Raw genomic sequence first — 20,537 nt, 5'->3', positions numbered from 1 at the left:
ATCGCCAGCGAGGCATTCTGATAATCGGGCAGCGAGGCCAGCGCCACACCCGAGTTCAGGTGACCCACGACACACATAATCTCGGGATCCGAGACGATATTCTTGGCATTGGCCGAGCCAACCTCAGCACGAGCCTGATCGTCAAACGGAGCAAGCTCGACCGTGAAGCCGAGATCGATCAACGGCTGAGCCAGTTGCTCAATCGCCAACTGGGCACCATTGCGAATACCCGTACCAAGGGCGGCCTGCGGGCCGCTAAGGGGACTCTGTGAAGCAATCTTAATCGTTGTTGCACCAGACGGAGCCGTGGTCGGCTCTTCAGTCGGAGGGGCCGTGGGCTGCTCGGGCGCGGCCGTCGCAGCAGGATCAGCCGGAGCCGCTGTCGGCTGGGCTGCGGGAGCACCACCACAGGCCGCGATGAGCGCCCCAAGCAGTGCAATGAGAACCAAAAGACTTACACGCTTCATAAACGTAGGACTCCTTACACAATCTGTAAGCTACTGTATCAGAAACGACACGAACGTCATAGTAACCCAGGGTTGCCAACCCAGACCTGACTGACGCTTATCGAGATAGCGGCACAGGCACAGACACCTCCTTTCGGTGTTGTTGGCCCTGACGTAGGGCAGGTTTGGATTCAGCGTTGACGTGTGAGAAACTATGTGCCCACTGTGCGGTAGGGTACCACACATAGCCCTATTATACACTTTTTTGTTGGGTGACAGAACGCGAGTCTACCGGATTGTGGGCTGATTGTCAAGCGTGGCTTGACAATCAGCCCGAGTCGTGCCAAGGTTCGAGGCTACGCTATCGGCACTGGTTTTGAGGGCGTTAGCCCTACCCTTTTATAAGGAGTTTCTCTATGACGACGATCCTTCACCTTGCGCACGCCGCAGCCTGGGCTGAGGCACAACGCCTGGGGTTCTATGCACCTCTGTCGCTGGACAGCGAGGGGTTTATCCATTTTTCCACCGAGGTGCAGTTGCCCGGGGTGGTCGAGCGTTTTTATAAGCATCAGCCCGACATGGTGCTGCTTGTCGTGGCGGTTGATCGCTTGGAGGCTGAATTGCGCTATGAGGAGGCGGAGCCAGGCGAGGCGTTCCCGCACCTCTATGGGCCGCTGAACCTTGATGCGGTGGTGGAAGTGCGCCTGTTTGCGGCGTGACTGGCGGGCACGGGCGAGCCGTACCCCTACGCCGGGCACGGGCAGGCACGGCGTAGGGGCACGGCGGCGCCGTGCCCCACGCCGGGCACGGGCGCAGCGGGCACGGGCGCAGCGGGCACGGGCGCAGCGGGCACGGGCGCAGCGGGCACGGGCGCAGCGGGCACGGGCACGGCGGGCACGGCGGCGCCGTGCCCCACGCCGGACACGGGCGCAGCGGGCACGGGCGCAGCGGGCACGGGCGAGCCGTGCCCCCACGCCGGGCACGGGCAGGCACGGCGGCGCGGTAGGGGCACGGTGCCGCCCCGTGCCCCCACGCCGGGCACGGGCAGGCACGGCGGCGCGGTAGGGGCACGGCGGCGGGCGCGGCGGCGCGGTTCGGGCACGGCGGCGCCGTGCCCCTACGGGGTCAATGCGGCGACAACGTCTGCGCGGGCGACGCTGCGCTGGCTGCCGTCACGCAGGTCTTTGATCACAACTTCGCCGCGGTCGCGTTCGTCGGGGCCAAGCACGAGGGCGTAACGGGCACCTTTCCGGTCGGCCTCTTTGAATTGTTTGCCCAGGCCCTGGGTTGGATCAAGGCTCAACAAGGTGTTGACCCCGCCGGTACGCAATTCACTGGCAAGCGCCATCGCTTCGCCGGCCAGGTCAGCACCAAAGATTGTGACAAAGGCCGTCGCGGTTGTGTTCAACCGCGGGCCAAGTCCTAGCTCTTCCATAACGTCGTGCAGGCGATCAAGGCCAAAGGCGAGCCCGACCGTCGGAATCGCTCGTCCAGCAAACTGGCCGATCAGTTCGTCGTAGCGGCCACCGCCAAGCAATGAGCCTTCCGGCCAGTGCGGGGTGATGGTCTCGAAGACGAGGCCGGTGTAGTACGAGAGCCCACGGGCAAGCCGTGGAGCGATGCGATAGCGCTTGGGGGAGACACCCATTGCCTCAAGCGCTGCGATGATTGCCTGCAGGTTGTCGAGCGCGGCCACGGCTCGCTCGTCACTTGCCAGGTGCTCGCGCAGGGTCGCCAGCACGGTCGCAGGTAAACCTTCGGTCTGCACGAGGGTGAGGATCTGCTCGGTTGCCGTGATGTTGACGCCCATCCGTACAAGTTCCTCGCCAACCCCGCTTGCGCCAAGTTTGTCGAATTTGTCAATGGCCCGGTAGACGCCGCCCGCCGCTGTTTCATCAAGGCCGCTGGCACGGGCAATGCCGCCGATCACTTGGCGGTGGTTGAGCAAGGTGACAAAGTCGGGAAAGCCAAGTTCGGCCAGCGCCTCGCTCAAGAGGGTGACAATCTCGGCGTCGGCCAGCGGTGAACTGCTCCCGACAATATCGGCATCAAACTGATAAAACTCGCGGTAGCGCCCACGGGCCGGTCGTTCGCCACGGTAACTCGGCCCATAGGCGTACCGACGCCACGGGAAGGCGAGTTGGCCCGCATACTGCGCGACCACCCGGGCCAGGGGAACTGTCTGATCATACCGGAGCGCCAAACTCCGCCCGCCGTGGTCTTCAAACCGGTAGATGAGCTTCTCGTCGTCGCCGAGTTTGCCTTCAAGCACTTCGGCATACTCGATCACCGGTGTTTGCAGCGGATCAAAACCGTGACGCTCACAGACGCGTTGCACCACCGTCAGGATGTGCTGCCGGAGCAACATCGCCTGGGGCAGATGGTCGCGCATGCCTTTGATATTTTGTACTTTTGCCATGTCTCTACTTTATCGCGTTGACGGCGCTTCAAGGTGCGCACAGAGGGTACGCAGAAAGGTGTTCGCCAGTTGCTCATCAATGATACGGGCATCGTAGCTGATGGTCAATACGCCAACAGGCCGAATCGCCAGGCTGTCGTTGACGACAATCAGGCGTCGCACCGGCGGCGTGACACTCACGGCAACCAGGCAATGCGGCAACGGCGGCATCCCTTGCCAACCAGCAGCGCCTTCGGGCCGAAAAACGACGGCAAAGGTCGCCTCATCGAGCGCGGAAACCGACTGGTGCGCAAGGGCTCTGGTCAGGCCACGTTGATTGAGATCGCCAGCATCATGCACGAGATGCCATTGGTAGCGCACAGTGCCTGGCAAGCCAACGGCAAGGTGCAGGCGCCGCCGCAAAACAAGGTTGCCATCTTCACTAGGCACACCGTTGAGCAACGGGTAGGCCGGAAGCAACGCGGCAAGCGCTTCAAGCACCACCGGGGCAAGCAAGGGCGTGACTTCCAGACGGGCGAGATGCGCAGGCAAAGCAGCACTCGCTGCGAGCGTGGCTGTTGCGTCAAACGCCATCGTCACCGTGGCAACCGGACGCAGGTCGGGCGCAGGATCAATTGAGATGGGGGTAAGTGCTGGTTGCGGGACCGCATCAGGGCAACTGGGATCCCGCTCATTATCGGTGAGGTGGGGAAGAGGCGTACCGTCCTGAGGTTGCCATTGCCCATCCTCCCCGGTCTCCGCAGGAGGATGCGCGGCAGCTAGCGTCGCGGGCGGCGGGTGCGGCAGGACACGCAGATCGGCGGCCCGGATCTGGCCGTGCGGGCCAGTGCCGGTGAGGGGAAGAGGCGTACCGTCCTGAGGCTGCCATTGCCCATCCTCCCCGGTCTCCGCAGGAGGATGCTCGGCAGCCAGCGTCGCGGGCGGGTGCAGCAGGACACGCAGATCAGCGGCCCGGATCTGGCCGTGCGGGCCAGTGCCGGTGATCTGATGCAACGCAAGGCCGTGCGCCAGCGCGATGCGGCGAGCCAGCGGGGTCGCTTTGCAGCGCGCAGGGGCAGCAGGCAAGGCCGACGCAGGCTCAGCCTCGATACGGGCCAGAATTGCGCCAGGGGCGATGCGCATCCCTGTGGGAACAGGATCGCACAGGCGCCCGGTCGTATCGGCAGGAATGAGCACCTCGACCGACGACGTAACCACAATCACGAGGGGCGTGCCCACGGTCACCTGGGCATCGGGGTCAACGAGCCACCGTGTAACCACCGCCGCCCCACCTGGCAACGCTGGCAGGGAAAGTGTATGCATGAAATGTTCATCCCGCCTTCGCGGCTTCGGCCCAGAAGGCGTCTACTTTCTGTTTCAAAAGGGCATGTTCAGGCTTGCTCAAACGGACATCATCGTTCAGAATCAACTCAGCTTCATTGCGAGCGGCGTAGAGCAGACGGGTATCGGCCAAGCGAGCGACCTTCAGATCCGGCGTCCCACTCTGGCGCGTGCCAAAGAACTCACCGGGGCCACGCAGTTGCAGATCAACCTCCGAGAGCTTGAAGCCATCGTTGGTCTGTTCCATCGCTTCGAGGCGCTGGCGCGTGATGGCATTATCATCTTTATCACTGATCAGGATGCAATAGCTCTTGTGTGCGCCCCGTCCAACGCGGCCACGAAACTGGTGCAACTGGGCCAGACCAAACCGTTCGGCCCCTTCGATCAGAATTGTCGAGGCATTGGGAATATCAATGCCAACCTCGATCACTGCCGTTGCGACCATGATATCGTAGGCGTGGTCACGAAACGCCAGCATCACCTCGTCCTTCTCGCGTGGCAACATCCGCCCGTGCAGCAGAGTCACACGCAGATCGGGGAAGACCGAGCCTTGCAGCGTTTCGTACATCTCTTCCGCCGACGGCAGATCGACCTTCTCACTCTCTTCGACGAGGGGACAGATCACAAAAGCCTGGCGGCCCTGCTCGATTTCGCGGCGCAGGTGGCGATAGGCTTTCGAGCGTTCCGCCTTGCGCACCCAGCGCGTACGGATCGGCTCGCGGCCCGGCGGCAACTCATCGAGGATCGAGGTATCGAGATCGCCATAGATGGTCATCGTCAGTGTACGCGGAATCGGCGTCGCCGTCATCACGAGCAAATGGGGATTAAAGCCCTTATCACGCAGACGTTGACGCTGCTCGACGCCAAAGCGGTGCTGCTCATCAACCACCACCAGACCAAGCGACTGAAACCGCACCCCTTCGGTAATGAGCGCGTGCGTCCCGATAACCAGATCGATCTCACCATTGGCAATGCCCTCGAGCACCCGTCGGCGCGCCCTGATACCGAGACTGCCGGTCAAGAGCGCGACCCGGACACCCTGACCGGCCATATCTTCCTCATCGGTCATCCCGAGCAGCGCCTTAATCTCGGCGAGTTTGGCGGCTTCTTCAGGCGCAAGGCGATCCTTCCACGTCTCACCTTCGGCCTCTTGGCGAGCGGCCCGGGGCACCGCGAGCTTGCCAAGCAACTGTTTAAGCCCCTTGTAGTGCTGTTCAGCCAGGATTTCGGTGGGGGCCATCAACGCCCCCTGAAAGCCATTGCCAATCGCCTGCACCAGCGCCGCCGCCGCCACCACCGTCTTGCCCGAACCAACATCGCCCTGGAGCAAACGGGCCATCGGGAGGGGCCGGGCCATATCGCGGAAGATTTCGTCAAGCACGCGCTGCTGGGCCTTGGTCAGGCGAAAGCCAACATGATCCAGCAACTGCTGATGGAGATCGGGGAGAAACGTCAACTGGTAGCCAAGTTCGCCCTGCCAGAGCAACTTGCGCTGCAGCACCCCGAGCTGAATAAAGAGGAACTCATCGAACCCGAGGCGGGTACGCGCCTGTTGCAACTGCTCGGGCGTATCAGGATAATGGATCTGCGCCAACGCCTCGCCGAGGGGCAACAGCTTGCAGCGCTGGCGACTCATTTCGGGCAGATGATCAACGATGCGCGGCGTCAGCGCATCAACAACAAACTTAATCGTCTTGCGCGCATTGCGCTCGTGCAGACCCTTGCTGAGCGGATGGACGGGCACGAGGCGCCCGGTATGAAGCATCGTCCCATCAGGCACATACGGCTCCCAGGTCGGACTCGTCATCTGGCGCAGCCCCTGATAAGACGACACCTTGCCACTGAGCACAATCTGGCGTCCGACGGTCAACTGCTTGGGCAACCAGGGCTGATTAAAAAAGATCGCCCGGATCGTGCCACTCGGATCACGAAACGTCACCTCCACCCGTGAACGCGGCCCACCGCCGACGAGCCGGACATCGCTTACTTCAGCAATAAGCGTCCCAACCGCACCGACTTCAAGATCGGCAATGCCGCGCTGCGACGAAAAATCATCGTAGCGATGGGGCACATGGTAGAGCAGATCCTCAACGGTCTTAAGGCCAAGGCGACGAAACGCGGTAACGTCACGGCGCTCGATCCCCGGCACCAGATCGAGGGGATCAGCGAGCGCGAGATCGGCGGCAGTGCGAACGAGCGCGGGTGGTTGAGGAGGCGCAGCGGGCGGACGCGTACGCTTCTTTTTAGCCGGTGGCGCGGGCGGAGGAGGCGGAGTCTCGTGCCGAAAGAGCCCGCGCAGATCCTCGACAGCGCGGGTCACGCGGGCACGGCGCTCAAGGACTGACTGCGCCCCATACTCAGCGAGCAGGGCAAAGGTCGCCTGAACGGCAGGGAGATCGAGCGCACCAGCAGCCTGAGCCTGCCACTGCGCAAGGAAGTGGTCGAGGCCATGCTCGGCAGCGGTATCATCGCACCCCCGGCGCAACTCAGCGGCGAGGAGACGCCCGAGGCTAATAATATGGTCGCGATCCTGCATAACCCCCAACGTAGCGCCGCCCTAACCCTCTTCAAAACCCTCAAAGACCGTCACCCCCATCGCACCGGGGCCGAGATGCGCGGCAACGGCGGGGCCAAAGCGCGCCACCTGCACGCGTTCACGAGGAAAAATAGGATCGAGCTTCTCAAGCAACTTCTCAACATCTTCGGGGGTTGTCGCATAGAGCACGATCACATCCTGGACACGGGGAAAATCCTCAACAAAGGTAAAGAGGCCCTCGATCGCCTTCGCGCGCGTACGGGTACGCTCGTAGGGCACAATCTCGCCCTCATCGAGGATCATCAGCGGCTTGATGCGCTGCATCGAGCCAAGCACCGACCCAGCGAGCGTCAGGCGGCCAGTGACCTCAAGATACTCCATGGTATCGACAAAAAAGACCACGTGCGTATGGCGGATCGTCGCGTGGATCAAACGGCTGACCTCCTCGGGATGGGCACCATCAGCGGCGGCGCTGGCAGCACTGATCGCCACCGAACCGAGGCCAAGCGACGTCGACTTGCTATCAACCAGTTGCAAACGCGTCGTACTAGCGGGGAGGCGCTGCTTGGCGGCCACAGCCTCACCAAGCACCGAACCAAGACGAGTACCCAGATGGATCGAAAAGACATAATCCACCGTCCCGATCATGCTCCGATAGACCTGCTCGAAGACCGAAGAGGAAGGGGTTGCCATCCGCACCCGGTGATGACCACTCACAATAAGATCATAGAGTTGATCATCACTCAGGTCGATACCAACCCGATACACCTTCTCGTCAACATGAGCGAGAATTGGCACGACCTCAATACCCAATTCATGGGCTATATCAGGAGGAATATCCGCCGATCCATCGGTCACAATCTTAATCTTGGTCATGAAAAGAACCTACCGATCTGCCCTACAACCTTTATCGCAAAGCGCGCCCAGAAGCATTGGTTTGCCAAAGATCCATCAGTATGGTATAGTCTCGCAGAGATGTGCATCTATTGAACAAGGTGTGCGGATATCTGTTTGTGCGCGGATACGCAAGATGCTAACCGTCGCTCGCAAGAAAAAATCAGTATCCTGAAATCCTTGTAAACAAAAGCCTGGAGTTACCCAATGGCAAAGTGTCAAATCTGCGGAAAAAAGCCATCCTTCGGTCACAACGTCAGCTTCTCGAAACGTCGCACAAACCGGATGTGGCGGCCCAACATTCAGAAGACAACCATCACCAACAAGGACGGTTCGTCGGTACAAGTCAAGGCGTGTACGCAGTGTATTCGTACGATGTCTAAAGTTCGTTAAGCACCGGCCACAGCGTTGCCCATTATAGCCGAACGCCAGAGCCGATGCAATAGGAATTTTCCACCGAATCACCGCGAAGCCCTGAGGCTTCGCGGTGATTGTTTTCAGCGCCTTGTTACTGTGGACTGAACCAGTGAGCGAGGATCGCGCGGGCAGCGTGGGCAGCGCGGGCACGATGGCTGATAGCATTCTTCCGTTCGGGGGGCAATTCAGCCATCGTCTTATCTTCATCAATCAGATAGAAGAGCGGATCATAGCCAAAGCCCTCGGTGCCTTTTGGCTCACACTCGATCACCCCTGGCAGCACCCCTTCCACCAGTTCGGTTGGATGCGAGGGATGGGCCAGGGCAATCACGCAGACAAACCGGGCGAGGCGCGCATGCCAGGGCACATCACGCAACTGGTCAAGCAGATAGCATAACTGGGCCTCACCGGTGACGCCGCCATAGCGCGCCGAATAGACGCCCGGTGCCCCATTGAGCACCGCCACTTCGAGGCCACTATCATCGGCAAGCGTCGGCAAACCGCTCAGGTCACGATACTGTTCAGCTTTGAGGGTCGCATTGGCGGCAAATGTAGCCCCCGTCTCATCCACTTCATCGACAATGCCCAACTCATCAAGCGTCCGCAACTGCAGATCGAGTCCGGCAAAAATGGCCGCAAACTCGCGCAATTTGCCGGGATTGCGGGTCGCGATCAAGAGTTCTTGCATTGGTCTGTCTCCAGGCTGGATCCAATACCTTGCAAATACGTCGGGTTATTTGACGCAGAGGCGCAGGGGCGCGAAAGTTTAAGGTGATTGACGCATAACGCAGATATGCAGTACAATCCCCTGTGCATAGTATATACAATCTTGAGGCATGATACCACAGTAACCCTCTTACGCTGTATGAATAATGTTTCGACCGATCGTGCGACACCGACGCTCACAACGGGAACCGTCAATCCCTTGCGGGAACTATTGCGAGCGATGCGTCCACGGCAGTGGGTAAAAAACGCTTTTGTCTTTGCGGCCCTAGCTTTTTCTGAGGATCGCCTCTGGCAATTTTGGGGTGAAGCGGGACCCGGGCCACTCTTGCGGGTGATTGGGGCGTTCATCGCCTTTTCGATGGCCGCCAGTGCCATCTATCTGGTCAACGATCTCGTTGATATCGAGAAGGATCGCGCCCACCCTAAAAAACGTGAGCGACCCTTTGCGTCAGGGCGTCTCGATCCACGCATAGGCATCGCCGCAGCAGCCGTGCTGATGCTTGCCATCATTCCGCTCGCCATCGTGCTTGATCGCGATCCGCCACCCGCCCCGCTCGATCTCGACTTTCTTGGGGTGCTCGTGCTTTATATTGTCATTCAGGGCTTCCTCTATACCTACTGGCTCAAAAATGTGGTTATCTTTGATATCCTCGTGCTTGCAGCTGGTTTTGTCTTGCGCGCCGTAGCTGGTGCCGCCGTCCTGGATATCGAGATTACCCCGTGGCTGCTGCTCTGCATGCTCCTGCTGGCGCTCTTCCTCGGCATTGGCAAACGGCGCCACGAGTTGACCCTGCTTGAGCAGGGCGCAGGTGAGCATCGCCGGATTCTGCAGGAATATTCGGTGCCAATGCTCGACCAGATGATGTCAATTGTGACGGCAAGCATCATTATGGCCTACAGCATTACCGCTTTTCTGGCCCCGGTGGCCCCGCAGGAACCGTACCCAATGTTGATGATGACGATCCCGTTTGTGATCTACGCGATCTTCCGGTATCTCTATTTGATCTATCAACGCGGTGAAGGCGGCGCGCCCGAAGATCTGTTGCTCCGCGATAGGCCGTTGGCGAGCAGTGTGGTGCTGTGGGGAATCACAGTGCTTGGGGTGTTATTCTTTTTTTAGTGGGCTTGCGCCCGCGTAGCCATCAGGTGCGGTGTGTATACCTTTATCAAACTTGGTGGTTCCGTCATTACTGATAAGCGCGGCGAGGAGGCGGCCGATCTGCCGGTGATCCGGCAACTGGCGGCTGAACTAGCGGCGGCCCGCCAACTTAGGCCCGAGGTGCGCGTGCTTCTGGGGCATGGCAGTGGCTCATTTGGGCATGTCGCGGCGACCCGCTACGGGGTGCATCGCGGTCGCGCCGCCGGGGTTGAGCCATTTGGGTTGGCGATGACCGCCAGTGCCGCGCTACGCCTCAATCGCATTGTGGTTGATGCCTTGCTCGACGCTGGCCTGCCCGCGATGGCGTTCCAGCCCTCGGCCACGCTCTGGGCCGAGGGCGGCCAGATTGCGTCGTGGGCGACAGGCCATGTCGAACACGCCCTAGAAGAGGGGTTGCTGCCCGTGATCCACGGTGATGTCGCCTTTGATCATCAGCAGGGGACGGCGATCATCTCGACCGAGTTGCTGCTCGCGCATCTGGCGCTGAACAGCAACATCGCCCCCAACCGGATCATTCTCGTAGGCGAAGATGCGGTCTATACGGCTGATCCGCACCGCGACCCGGCGGCGACGCGCATTCCCGTGATCAGTGCCGACAATCTTGCCACCGTGTTGCACGGGGCTTCAGGGTCACACGGGGTCGATGTCACCGGCGGGATGCGCAGCAAACTCGAACTGATGTGGCGCCTCGTGACGGCCTGCCCAGGGCTCGAAGTTCAGTTGATCGGACCAACCCCGGGAAATCTGGCTGCAGCAGTAAGCGGTACCCCCCTAGCGAGCGGAACCATCATTAGAGCTTATGCGCCACGATGAGTTTATTGCGCAGCGTCGGCCCAACTGGGAACGCCTCGATCGCCTGATTGAACAGGCCGGCGCGGGCCTCGCGGGGTTGTCGGCGAGCGAACTACGTGAACTTGGGCGGCTCTATCGGCAGGCTGCTGCCGATCTGGCGACGGCTCGACGCGATCTGCCGGAGCACGCGATTGTAAGCTTTCTTAATGGGTTGGTTGCCCGCGGGCATAGTGCCGTCTATCGGGAGAGTGGGGCTGGTGGCACAACACGGATCCGGGCCTTTTTCAGCACCGAACTCCCCCAGACGTTTCGCGCTACCTGGCAAGCAACGCTGATCGCCTGTCTAATGTTCTTTGTGCCAGCGCTTATCGGCTTTGGCCTCACGATGAACGATCCGGCGCTGGCCGGCGTACTGATGCCAGGGGCCGAACTTGTCGTTGGTGAAGTCCAGGCGGGCAACGAATGGTGGTTGCGCATTAACGAAGAAGGTCGCTCAATCGCCTCGGCGGAAATCATGACCAATAATATTGGCGTCGCCTTTCGCGCCTTTGCAGGAGGCGTGACGCTAGGCATCTATACGGGCTACATTCTGATCATGAATGGGCTCTTTCTTGGCATTATTGCCGGTGCCGCCCAGCGTTTTGCCTTTGCTGGCAATCTCTGGGGGTTCATTGCGGCCCATGGAGTGGTTGAACTGAGTGTCATCTTTATCGCGGGGGGGGCCGGGTTGCAACTGGGCTGGGCGATCCTGCGGCCTGGCTTGCTCACGCGGCGAGCCGCCCTGGTAGTCGCCGCACGCCGCGCCCTGATCTTGATCCTCGGCTGCATTCCTCTCTTGATCATTGCAGGCTTGATCGAGGCGTTTATCTCACCTTCGGCACTACCCCTGGCCGTCAAATATGTCGTCGCGCTCGGCTCGGGCGTCGCACTCTACACGTACCTGCTTGGCGTTGGACGTACCTGAACAGAACATGCGGAGCACCATCCTATGGAGCAACTCTTTCTCTTCATTGCCCTGGTTCTCATCATCTCGGCCCTCTGTTCGGGAGTCGAGGCAGCCTTCTTTTCGACCAACCTTGTGCGGGTACGCCAACTCGCCGAAGGTGGGGGTGCTTCGGCAAAAACTCTGCTCAAGATCCGTGAAAATATGGGCCGCCCCATCAGCACCATTGTGGTCTTGAATAACATTGCCAATATTGGGGGCAGCATTATTGTTGGTGATCTAGCCACAACGGTCTTTGGCAGTCAATGGATTGGAGCCTTTTCCGCCGGGTTGACCCTGGCGGTCATTATTTTTGCCGAGATTATCCCCAAAAATGTTGGAGAGCGTTATTCTGAGCCAATTGCACTGGTGGCGGCGCGCCCGGTGGCAACGCTGACCATGCTGCTCACACCGCTTGTCTGGCTGATCGAGCGCCTTGTTGCGCCGATTGTGGGCACTTGGAAAGCACCGACCACCACCGAGGCCGAGATCCGGCTGCTGGCGCGGATCGGGCAACAGGAGGGCATCATTGAGCGCGATGAGTCTGAGATGATCGAGCGCGTCTTTCGGCTCAACGATACCATTGCCGAAGATATTATGACCCCGCGGGTCAGCCTTTCGTACCTCTACGCCGATGAGAGTCTTGCCGAAGCGCGTGAGCGCGTGCTCGCCTCAGAGCACACCCGCATGCTGGTCATCGGCGACTCGATTGACGAAGTACGGGGCATTGCCTTGCGTCAAGAGATCCTGGCCGCCCTGCTCGAAGGCCGCGGCGACGAACTCGTTACGACGATTATGCGGCCAGCCAATTTGATTCCGGCGAGCGTACGCGCCGACCGGCTGCTCGAAGTCTTTCGGCAGACCCGCCAACACCTCGCGGTGGTCATTGACGAATATGGCGGGGTGGCCGGAGTGATCACCCTTGAAGATGTGCTCGAAGTGATCACCGGCGAAATTGTAGATGAAACGGATCGCGTCGCCGACCTACAAGCCGAAGCGCGCCGCAAAAATCGCCGCCGGTTTGAATAAAAAAGGTATTTTCCGTTTTTATTGACAAAAAGAAGTGAGGTCGGTACAATAGGTCTATACGTTGAGCACACATTCTCATTGAGTTCATAATGCGCCCCAAGTGGGGCGCCAGCGAAGGCAGTGGCTTTCGCAAGAGGCGAATAAGAGCTATGCCCGTCATCGGTTATGCCACAACCAGCGCCTCGGGCCAGATCCTGCAGCACTTGCAGCGTCAGGGCGAGGCAACCGTGAAAGAACTGGCGACGGTGCTTGGGGTCAGCACCACTGCCGCTCGTGAACATCTCGTTCACCTGCAGGCCGAAGGGCTCGTGGCAGTACGCGCCGAGCGGTACGGACCAGGGCGACCGCGCCTGATCTACATGCTCAGCGACGAAGCCCATAGCCGGTTTCCCAAGCAGTACGATCGCCTCATCAATGGCTTGTTACGTGAACTGATTGCGCTCGAAGGCCCTGATAAAGTCGGTGAACTGCTTGAACGGGTGAGCCGACGCCTGGCCAACGAGTATGCCGACCGCATGGCAGGCAACGATGTGCCTGAACGTCTTGGTGAGTTACGTCGCCTGCTTGAACAGCGCGGTGTCCCGGCTGAAGTAGCCGAGAGTGGCGACAGCATTCGCCTCTTTGCGTGTCCGTTTTATGACATTGCCCAGGATCATCCTGAAGTCTGCTCGATGGAGCGGCAGATGATCGAGTTTGTCCTTGGCGAGAAATTACAGCTTGAGAGCAGCATCCGGGAAGGGTCGCACACCTGTCGTTTTGTGGTACGAAGCGGAGTAATTCCGCTTGTACCAGTTCAGTCTGAGTAAGAGTTTTGATTTTTTGTAATGAGGAGCACATGAGCAACGATCTGGTCATCAAGGATCTCTGCGCGAACATTGGCGACAACGAGATCCTCAAAGGCGTCAATCTGACCATACGCGGCGGAACCATTCACGCCATTATGGGGCCGAATGGCAGTGGCAAGAGCACACTCGCGCATGTTATTGCCGGGCATCCTGACTACGAAGTAACCGCCGGTGAGATCTGGTATGGTGGGCAGAATATTCTTGAACTGGAAGCCGATGAGCGCAGCAAACTGGGTCTCTTCCTGGCCTTCCAGTACCCGGTGGCCGTTCCTGGGGTGACCGTCGCCAACTTCCTGCGCGCCGCGATCAATGCACATCGGGCCGAGGAGGGCAAAGATCCGAAAGAGACCGCTATTCCGATGGCGGAATTCCGCAAGATGCTGCGCGAAGGGATGAAAACCCTCGAGATGGACGAAGGTTTTGCCCGTCGCTACCTCAACGAAGGCTTCAGCGGTGGTGAGAAGAAGCGCCTCGAAATCCTGCAGATGACCATGCTCAAGCCAGGGATGGTGGTGATGGACGAGACTGACTCGGGGCTCGATATTGATGCACTGCGCATCGTCGCTGAGGGCGTCAATCGCCTCGCCGGGCCAGAGCTGGGAGCCCTCGTGATTACGCACTATCAGCGCTTGCTCAACTATATCAAGCCCAACTTTGTTTCGGTGATGATGGATGGACGCATCGTGCGTGATGGTGGCCCCGAACTGGCCCTGGAGCTGGAAGAGAAGGGCTACGACTGGCTCCGCGAGGAACTGGCTGGAGCAGCGTAAGATGAAGCAAAGCATTACTCTCAAAGACTTGACCGCCGACCTGATTGTCGAACAGGCTCACGCCGCGCACGAGCCGGGTTGGCTTGCCGAGCGTCGTCACGAAGCGTGGACTTTTTTTGCCCAATCAGGGCCACCCGAGTGGCGCCGAACTGACTTGAGCGGGTTGGCACCTGATGCCCTGACCCTCAGCGGTGCCGTTGGCACCGAATTGATCTGGGATGCAGCGCTGGCCGAGCAGGGCGTCGTCTTCAAACCACTGCGAGAGGCGCTCAACAGCCACGAAGAACTGATCAAGGCGCATATGGATAGCGCCGTTGCGCCGCTTGATCACAAATTCAGTGCCTTGCGCGCCGCCCTCTGGGCCGATGGCGCCTTGCTCTATGTGCCGAAAAATGTCGCTGCCGATACGCCGATCCATGTGCGCTACACGCTGCCTGCCGACCACCACATGATCATGCCGCGCACCCTGGTGATTGTGGAAGCCAACGCCAGCGCAACGATCATCGAAGAGTTTATCTCGGCGGATCGCAGCGAACAGGCGCTGGCCGCGCCGATTACCGAGCTTATCGCTGGCCCCAATAGCACCGTGCGCTTTATCAGTGTGCAACAGTGGGGCGATGGAGTGTATCATATCGGTGGACAAAAGGCTGTGCTTGGCAATAACGCCTCGCTCGAGTGGACTTCGCTGGCGCTCGGGGCGAAAGTGCAGCATATCGAAGCCGAGACGACGCTCAAGGGCAATGGCTCACGCGTCAACTGGCTCGGGGCCACCTTTGCCAATGGCTCGCAGGTGCTGGTCACCGCACCCTGGCTGCGCCACATCGGCCACAACGCCGAGAGCTTTATGCAGTTCAAGACGGTGGTCAACGATACGGCCTACAGTGTGTTTGATGGAATGATCAAGATCGAGCACGAGTCCACGGCAACCAGCACACGGCTCGAAGAGCATGCGCTGCACCTCAAACCGGGGGCACGCAACGACTCGATCCCGGGGCTCAAGATTGACACCAACAGTGTGCTCAAGGGCGGTCATGCCTCGACCAGCGGCGATGTGGACGACGAGCAACTCTTTTATATGCAGACCCGCGGGCTCAGCAAAAATGAAGCACGCCGTATGATCGTCATGGGCTTCTTTAGCCCGGCCCTCGACACGATCCCGGTTGAAGCGCTGCGACACCAGCTCGAAGCGGTGATTGAAGCGAAGATCTAGGCACTGGGGCCAAGGCCCACCAGTTGCGAAGCGAGTGGTTATGTCAACTTTAACCCAATTCGATGTCTTGGCGATTCGGCGTGAGTTTCCGATCCTCCAGCAAGAAGTGCATGGTCATCGGCTGGCCTTTCTCGACAGCGCGGCCTCGTCGCAGAAACCGCGGCAGGTGATTGATTGCCTAGAAGATTACTATCGCCGCTACAACGCCAATGTGCATCGGGGGGTTTACAAATTCAGCGAAGAGGCCACCTTTGCCTACGAGCGCGCACGAGGCAAGGTGGCACGCTTCATCGGGGCCGCCAGTCAGCGCGAAATCATCTTTACCCGCAATACAACCGAGTCGATCAATCTGGTGGCTCAAACCTGGGGCGCAACCAATCTGCGTCCCGGGGATCACATCTTGCTCTCGCTGATGGAACATCACTCGAATATCGTGCCCTGGCAGATGATCGCGCAGCGTACCGGGGCCATCCTCGATTATCTTTCCATTGATGGGGAAGGTCGGCTCGTGCTCGAAGAGCTTGACCAGAAATTGACGGAACAGACCAAATTAGTTGCGCTGACGCAGCAGTCCAATATGCTCGGAACGATCAATCCGGTGCGTTTGATCGCCGACCGTGCGCACGCGGTTGGGGCGGTCATGCTGGTCGACGGTGCCCAGAGTGTGCCGCATATGCCCGTCAATGTTGCTGAACTCGGTTGCGATTTTCTCGCCTTTAGCGGGCATAAAATGTGTGCCCCGACTGGCATCGGGGTGCTCTGGGGGCGCCGCAAGCTGCTGGAGGCGATGCCACCGTTCATGGGGGGCGGCTCGATGATCAAAGTGGTCGAGCTGAAACAGAGTACGTATGCCGATGTGCCGGCACGTTTTGAAGCCGGAACGCCAGCGATTGGCGAGGCGATCGCGCTGGGCGAAGCGATTGATTACCTCAGCACCATTGGGATGGAGGCGATCTATCAGCACGAGGTCGAATTGATGGCCTACGCGCTCGAGCGGCTGGTCAATGTGCCAGGGTTGACGCTTTATGGCCCATTGACGACTGAGCAACGTGGAGGTGCCTTTAGCTTTACCCTCGAGGGCGTGCATCCCCACGATGTCGCCGCGATTCTCGACGGGCAGGGCATTGCCGTGCGGGCAGGGCATCATTGTACGCAGCCATTGCATCGCCACTTTGATGTGCCAGCGACCACTCGCGCTAGCTTCTATATTTATAATCTGCCCGAAGAGATCGATCGGCTCGCGGTCGGCCTCGAAAAAGCAAGTAAGCTCTTTCAATAAGAACGGGCCAGGGTATGGATGATCTCTATCAACAACAGATCCTTGAACACGCCAAGTATCCGCATAATTTTGGACGCCTCACAGAACCGGATATTTCGCATGAAGAACATAATCCACTCTGTGGTGATCGGGTGCGGATTGAATTACTGATCGAAAATGATATCATTACTGATGTACGTTTTGAAGGTCGTGGATGTGCGATCAGCCAGGCTTCGGCCTCACTGTTAACCGATGAGCTTAAAGGCATGCCGGTTGAGACAGCAAAAGCTTTTAGCAAAGAGGAGTTGCTTGACTTGATCGGGATTCCACTCACACGGAATCCGACCCGGCTTAAATGCGCCCTACTCTCGCTCAAGGCCCTCAAGGCTGGGCTCTATGGCATCGATCACCTCAATGAGGACGACGACGATTTGTAACAAGATATATTTCAGGAGGATAGAAAATGGTCGCAGAAGCAACCAATCTCCAGTTTGATTACACCAAGTACGGTTTTCGGAACGAAGAGAACTATCTGTTCAAGGCGCCCAAGGGGCTGAACGAGCGGGTCGTCCGGGAACTTTCGGGGATGAAGGATGAGCCCGAGTGGATGCTGAAGCGACGCCTGCGTGCGCTCGATATTTTCAATAAGAAGCCAGTGCCCCTGGCAGGCATGTGGGCGAACCACGAACTCGCGGATCTGAACCACGACGAGATTCACTATTTCGTGCGTGCCGGTGAGCGCCCGCAGACTGATTGGGACGCGGTGCCGCAGGAGATCAAGGACACCTTCGAGAAACTGGGCATTCCCGAGGCCGAGCGCAAGTTCCTCGCGGGTGTTGGTGCGCAGTACGAGTCTGAGGTGGTCTACCACTCGCTGCGCGAAGAGTGGTCAAAACTCGGCGTGATCTTTCTTGATACTGATACAGCGTTGAAGGAGCATCCGGAATTCTTCAAGGAGTATTTCGGCACGATCATTCCTTCGGCTGATAACAAGTATGCCGCCCTCAACACCGCCGTCTGGTCGGGTGGCTCGTTTGTCTATGTGCCCAAGGGCGTCAAGGTTGACATTCCGCTGCAGGCCTATTTCCGCATCAATGCTGAGAATATGGGCCAGTTCGAGCGCACGCTCATTATTGTGGATGAAGGAGCTGAGGCGCACTATATCGAGGGTTGTACCGCACCAATCTATTCGACCAACTCGCTCCACTCGGCTGTCGTTGAAATCGTCGTCAAAAAGGGTGGCAAGTTTCGCTACACCACGATCCAGAACTGGGCCAACAACATCTTCAACCTGGTGACCAAGCGTGCCGTCGCCCACGAAGAGGCGAGCATGGAGTGGGTAGACGGCAATATCGGCAGCAAGCTGACGATGAAGTACCCGTCGGTCTACTTGATGGGCCGCAAGGCACGGGGCGAAGTGTTGAGCGTCGCCTATGCCGGCAAGGGCCAGCACCAGGATGCCGGGGCCAAGATGGTTCACCTGGCACCCGAGACGACGAGCCGCATCACCAACAAGTCGGTCAGCAAGGATGGCGGCAAAACGACCTACCGTGGTCTCGCCAAGGTTGCCCGTGGGGCCTACGGGGCCAAGATCAACGTCAACTGTGACGCGCTGATCCTCGATGAGCGGTCAGCCTCCGATACGATCCCCTTCATCGAGATCGAAGAGGATCGCTGCACCCTCGCCCACGAAGCGACCGTCGGACGCATCGGTGCCGAGCAACTCTTCTACCTAATGAGCCGTGGATTGCCCGAGGCCGATGCACTCTCGATGATTGTGCTTGGTTTTATGGAGCCGTTTACTCGCGAGTTGCCGATGGAGTACGCGGTCGAGTTGAACCGCCTGATCCAGATGGAGATGGAGGGATCGGTAGGCTAAGGCTAGCGGGTTGCCGCCCGCAGCCCTTCGCCTACCGGTGAAGGCTAGCGGGCGAACCACTTTGTTGAAGAAGAAGAGAGTCGATGAGCGCAATTCAGATTGGAACACTAGCCGAGGTGCCAGAAGAGGGTGGCAAGGCCTTTACGGTTGAGGGCCATGCGATTGCCGTCTTTCGCGTTGAGGGCGAGCTCTTTGCGATTGATGATACCTGCACCCACGATGAGGCCTCGTTGAGCGAGGGCGAGCTTGATCCCGACATGCTCTGTATCGAGTGTCCCCATCACGGGGCGCTCTTTAGCCTCCGCACCGGCGAGGCGCGTACCTTGCCGGCCTACAAGCCGGTCAAGACGTATCGCGTCTATGCTGAGGGCGATGCCTTATTTGTTGAGTATTCTACGTAAGAACTTGACTTTATGCCAGACCAGCGGTATACTGAAAAAGAGGGAAGGCAATGCCTTCCCTCTTTCAAATATGAAGCTTTTGGCGAGGAGTTTCCGATGAATGCATATGCCCATCCCGAAGTACTGGTTGACACCACCTGGGTAGCTGACCATCTCAACGACCCGGGGGTGCGCCTGGTCGAGAGCAATGAAGATGTGTTGCTCTACGAGACAGGACACATTCCCGGTGCGGTCAAGCTTGATTGGGTTGGCGACTTGAATGATCCCGTTGTGCGCGACTATCTTGATGCACCGCGTTTCGCTGAGTTGATGGCGAGCAAAGGGATTAGCAACGCTACGACCGTGGTTCTCTATGGGGATCGCCACAACTGGTGGGCAACCTATGCCTTCTGGGTCTTCAAGCTCTTTGGCCACAAGGATGTTCGCTTGCTCAACGGCGGGCGAGCGCGTTGGATCGCCGACGGGCGCGAGGTGACCCGCGTCGTGCCGAGCTATCCACAGGGCAGCTACCACGCCCCCGAGCGCGATGATACGACGATCCGCGCCTTTCGCGACGAAGTGCGTGCGCAGATCAAGCACGCCGCTGGCACGGCGCTGGTGGATGTCCGTAGTCCGCAGGAGTTCAGCGGCGAACGCACGCATATGCCCGAGTATCCGCAGGAGGGCACGCTCCGCGGGGGGCATATCCCGACTGCGGTCAACATCCCCTGGGCGCAGGCCGTCAATGAGGATAGTACCTTCAAAAGTACCGACGAACTGCGGGCGCTCTATGCAAGTCAGGGCGTAACCGACGACAAGCAGGTGACAACCTACTGTCGCATTGGCGAGCGCTCGAGCCATACCTGGTTTGTGCTCACCTATCTGCTCGGTTTCCCACATGTACGCAACTACGACGGCAGTTGGACCGAATGGGGCAACGCGGTTGGCCTCCCCATCGAACGGGGGTAGGAGGTCTAGTTGCGGTTGGTGGCAGCGGCTAGCGAGGCTAGCCGCTGCCACCAACCGCAACGTAGGGTTAAACGATGACCAAGCGAGACACCAATGGATCGCCAGGCTATTATTGAGCGGCTGCTTGAGCACTATGACCATCCCCGTCACCACGGGCCACTCGCCGAAGCAGATATCACCTTATCGGGAGGCATTCCTGATTGCGGTGATATGATTACCATCTATCTCAAGGTTGAGGCCAGTGGGGAGCATGTCACAGCGCTCAGCTTCGAGGGTCAAGGCTGCACAATCAGTCAGGCGGCAGCCTCGCTGCTCAGCGAACAATTCCAGGATGCGCCGCTGGCAGCCATTGAGAACATGGAAGACAATGCGGTGCTCGATCTCCTGGGCCGCGAAGTTGTTCGAGCACGGCCACGTTGTGCAACGCTCGCCTTGAACACGATGAAAGCGGCCGTGCAAGCCTATCGGCGTCGCCATTGACGCAAAGGCGCTGAGACGCGAAGGTT

The 20,537-nt window shown here is 59.2% G+C and carries 22 protein-coding genes; 16 read left to right on the top strand and 6 right to left on the bottom strand.

Features of this window, described 5'->3' with window-relative positions:
- A partial coding sequence (locus EKD05_RS04680; RefSeq protein ID WP_165360586.1) for an ABC transporter substrate-binding protein occupies window positions 1–467 on the bottom strand: 467 nt, incomplete at its 3' end.
- A 395-nt stretch (window positions 468–862) separates the two neighbouring features.
- On the opposite strand from EKD05_RS04680, the gene EKD05_RS04675 reads away from it, so the two are divergent.
- Entirely contained in the window at window positions 863–1,165 is a 303-nt protein-coding gene (locus EKD05_RS04675) for a DUF952 domain-containing protein (protein ID WP_129671279.1), read from the top strand.
- Complete coding sequence (locus EKD05_RS26270; protein WP_205703862.1) at window positions 1,155–1,511, top strand: hypothetical protein; 357 nt, start codon at window positions 1,155–1,157, stop codon at window positions 1,509–1,511. Before EKD05_RS04675 ends, EKD05_RS26270 begins: the two co-directional genes overlap by 11 nt.
- A gap of 52 nt (window positions 1,512–1,563) precedes the next feature.
- On the opposite strand, the gene hisS is transcribed toward EKD05_RS26270, so the two are convergent.
- The 4 genes from hisS to EKD05_RS04650 are packed head-to-tail and all read right to left on the bottom strand — an operon-like array spanning window position 1,564 to window position 7,597.
- The gene (gene hisS, locus EKD05_RS04665; RefSeq protein WP_129671278.1) at window positions 1,564–2,865 is read right to left on the bottom strand and encodes a histidine--tRNA ligase; all 1,302 of its coding nucleotides are present in this window, start codon (window positions 2,863–2,865) and stop codon (window positions 1,564–1,566) included.
- A 9-nt stretch (window positions 2,866–2,874) separates the two neighbouring features.
- Complete coding sequence (locus EKD05_RS04660; protein ID WP_129671277.1) at window positions 2,875–4,167, bottom strand: E3 binding domain-containing protein; 1,293 nt, start codon at window positions 4,165–4,167, stop codon at window positions 2,875–2,877.
- Between the two features lie 7 nt (window positions 4,168–4,174).
- Window positions 4,175–6,721 (bottom strand): ATP-dependent DNA helicase RecG, encoded by a 2,547-nt coding sequence (gene recG / locus EKD05_RS04655; protein WP_129671276.1) that lies wholly within the window; start codon window positions 6,719–6,721, stop codon window positions 4,175–4,177.
- 21 nt (window positions 6,722–6,742) lie between these two features.
- Window positions 6,743–7,597 carry a DegV family protein gene (locus EKD05_RS04650; protein ID WP_129671275.1) on the bottom strand — a complete coding sequence of 285 codons (855 nt, stop codon included), beginning with the start codon at window positions 7,595–7,597 and terminating at the stop codon, window positions 6,743–6,745.
- Between the two features lie 225 nt (window positions 7,598–7,822).
- Here EKD05_RS04650 and rpmB point away from each other — a divergent pair, with 225 nt between their 5' ends.
- Window positions 7,823–8,008 (top strand): 50S ribosomal protein L28, encoded by a 186-nt coding sequence (gene rpmB / locus EKD05_RS04645; RefSeq protein ID WP_129671274.1) that lies wholly within the window; start codon window positions 7,823–7,825, stop codon window positions 8,006–8,008.
- 115 nt (window positions 8,009–8,123) lie between these two features.
- Here rpmB and rdgB read toward each other — a convergent pair whose 3' ends face one another.
- Window positions 8,124–8,720, bottom strand: a complete 597-nt coding sequence (rdgB, locus tag EKD05_RS04640; protein ID WP_129671273.1) for an RdgB/HAM1 family non-canonical purine NTP pyrophosphatase — start codon at window positions 8,718–8,720, stop codon at window positions 8,124–8,126.
- Window positions 8,721–8,897: 177 nt separating this feature from the next.
- Between rdgB and EKD05_RS04635 the strand changes: the two genes are divergently transcribed.
- The 13 genes from EKD05_RS04635 (at window position 8,898) to EKD05_RS04575 (ending at window position 20,511) form a co-directional block, all read left to right on the top strand.
- Window positions 8,898–9,878 (top strand): decaprenyl-phosphate phosphoribosyltransferase, encoded by a 981-nt coding sequence (locus EKD05_RS04635; RefSeq protein ID WP_129671272.1) that lies wholly within the window; start codon window positions 8,898–8,900, stop codon window positions 9,876–9,878.
- 33 nt (window positions 9,879–9,911) lie between these two features.
- Window positions 9,912–10,730, top strand: coding sequence for an isopentenyl phosphate kinase (locus EKD05_RS04630; RefSeq protein ID WP_129671271.1), 819 nt, complete (start codon window positions 9,912–9,914; stop codon window positions 10,728–10,730).
- A complete protein-coding gene (locus tag EKD05_RS04625) occupies window positions 10,717–11,673 on the top strand; it encodes a stage II sporulation protein M (RefSeq protein WP_129671270.1) in 957 nt (318 codons plus the stop codon). The genes EKD05_RS04630 and EKD05_RS04625 overlap by 14 nt, the downstream gene beginning before the upstream one ends.
- Before the next feature lie 24 nt (window positions 11,674–11,697).
- On the top strand, window positions 11,698–12,720 hold the full coding sequence (locus EKD05_RS04620; protein ID WP_129671269.1) for a hemolysin family protein: 1,023 nt from the start codon (window positions 11,698–11,700) through the stop codon (window positions 12,718–12,720).
- Window positions 12,721–12,869: 149 nt separating this feature from the next.
- The gene (locus EKD05_RS04615; RefSeq protein WP_129671268.1) at window positions 12,870–13,526 is read left to right on the top strand and encodes a metalloregulator ArsR/SmtB family transcription factor; all 657 of its coding nucleotides are present in this window, start codon (window positions 12,870–12,872) and stop codon (window positions 13,524–13,526) included.
- A 29-nt stretch (window positions 13,527–13,555) separates the two neighbouring features.
- Window positions 13,556–14,335, top strand: a complete 780-nt coding sequence (sufC, locus tag EKD05_RS04610) for a Fe-S cluster assembly ATPase SufC (protein ID WP_129671267.1) — start codon at window positions 13,556–13,558, stop codon at window positions 14,333–14,335.
- Between the two features lies 1 nt (window position 14,336).
- Window positions 14,337–15,545, top strand: a complete 1,209-nt coding sequence (sufD, locus tag EKD05_RS04605) for a Fe-S cluster assembly protein SufD (protein ID WP_129671266.1) — start codon at window positions 14,337–14,339, stop codon at window positions 15,543–15,545.
- Between the two features lie 40 nt (window positions 15,546–15,585).
- Complete coding sequence (locus EKD05_RS04600) at window positions 15,586–16,824, top strand: cysteine desulfurase (RefSeq protein ID WP_129671265.1); 1,239 nt, start codon at window positions 15,586–15,588, stop codon at window positions 16,822–16,824.
- Between the two features lie 14 nt (window positions 16,825–16,838).
- A complete protein-coding gene (sufU, locus tag EKD05_RS04595) occupies window positions 16,839–17,240 on the top strand; it encodes a Fe-S cluster assembly sulfur transfer protein SufU (protein ID WP_129671264.1) in 402 nt (133 codons plus the stop codon).
- A 26-nt stretch (window positions 17,241–17,266) separates the two neighbouring features.
- Window positions 17,267–18,682, top strand: coding sequence for a Fe-S cluster assembly protein SufB (gene sufB / locus EKD05_RS04590; protein ID WP_129671263.1), 1,416 nt, complete (start codon window positions 17,267–17,269; stop codon window positions 18,680–18,682).
- Window positions 18,683–18,765: 83 nt separating this feature from the next.
- Window positions 18,766–19,083 (top strand): non-heme iron oxygenase ferredoxin subunit, encoded by a 318-nt coding sequence (locus tag EKD05_RS04585; protein ID WP_129671262.1) that lies wholly within the window; start codon window positions 18,766–18,768, stop codon window positions 19,081–19,083.
- A 96-nt stretch (window positions 19,084–19,179) separates the two neighbouring features.
- Window positions 19,180–20,031 (top strand): sulfurtransferase, encoded by an 852-nt coding sequence (locus EKD05_RS04580; RefSeq protein WP_129671261.1) that lies wholly within the window; start codon window positions 19,180–19,182, stop codon window positions 20,029–20,031.
- A gap of 93 nt (window positions 20,032–20,124) precedes the next feature.
- Window positions 20,125–20,511: an iron-sulfur cluster assembly scaffold protein gene (locus EKD05_RS04575; protein ID WP_129671260.1), complete on the top strand. Its 387-nt coding sequence runs from the start codon at window positions 20,125–20,127 to the stop codon at window positions 20,509–20,511.
- Window positions 20,512–20,537: the final 26 nt, after the last annotated feature.

Origin of the sequence: Candidatus Chloroploca sp. Khr17 (genome assembly GCF_004138165.1) — a bacterium.
In the GTDB taxonomy this organism is placed as follows: Bacteria; Chloroflexota; Chloroflexia; order Chloroflexales; family Chloroflexaceae; genus Chloroploca.
The sequence above is the reverse complement of the archived record's forward strand: the minus strand, read 5'-3'. Positions and strand labels throughout refer to the sequence as shown.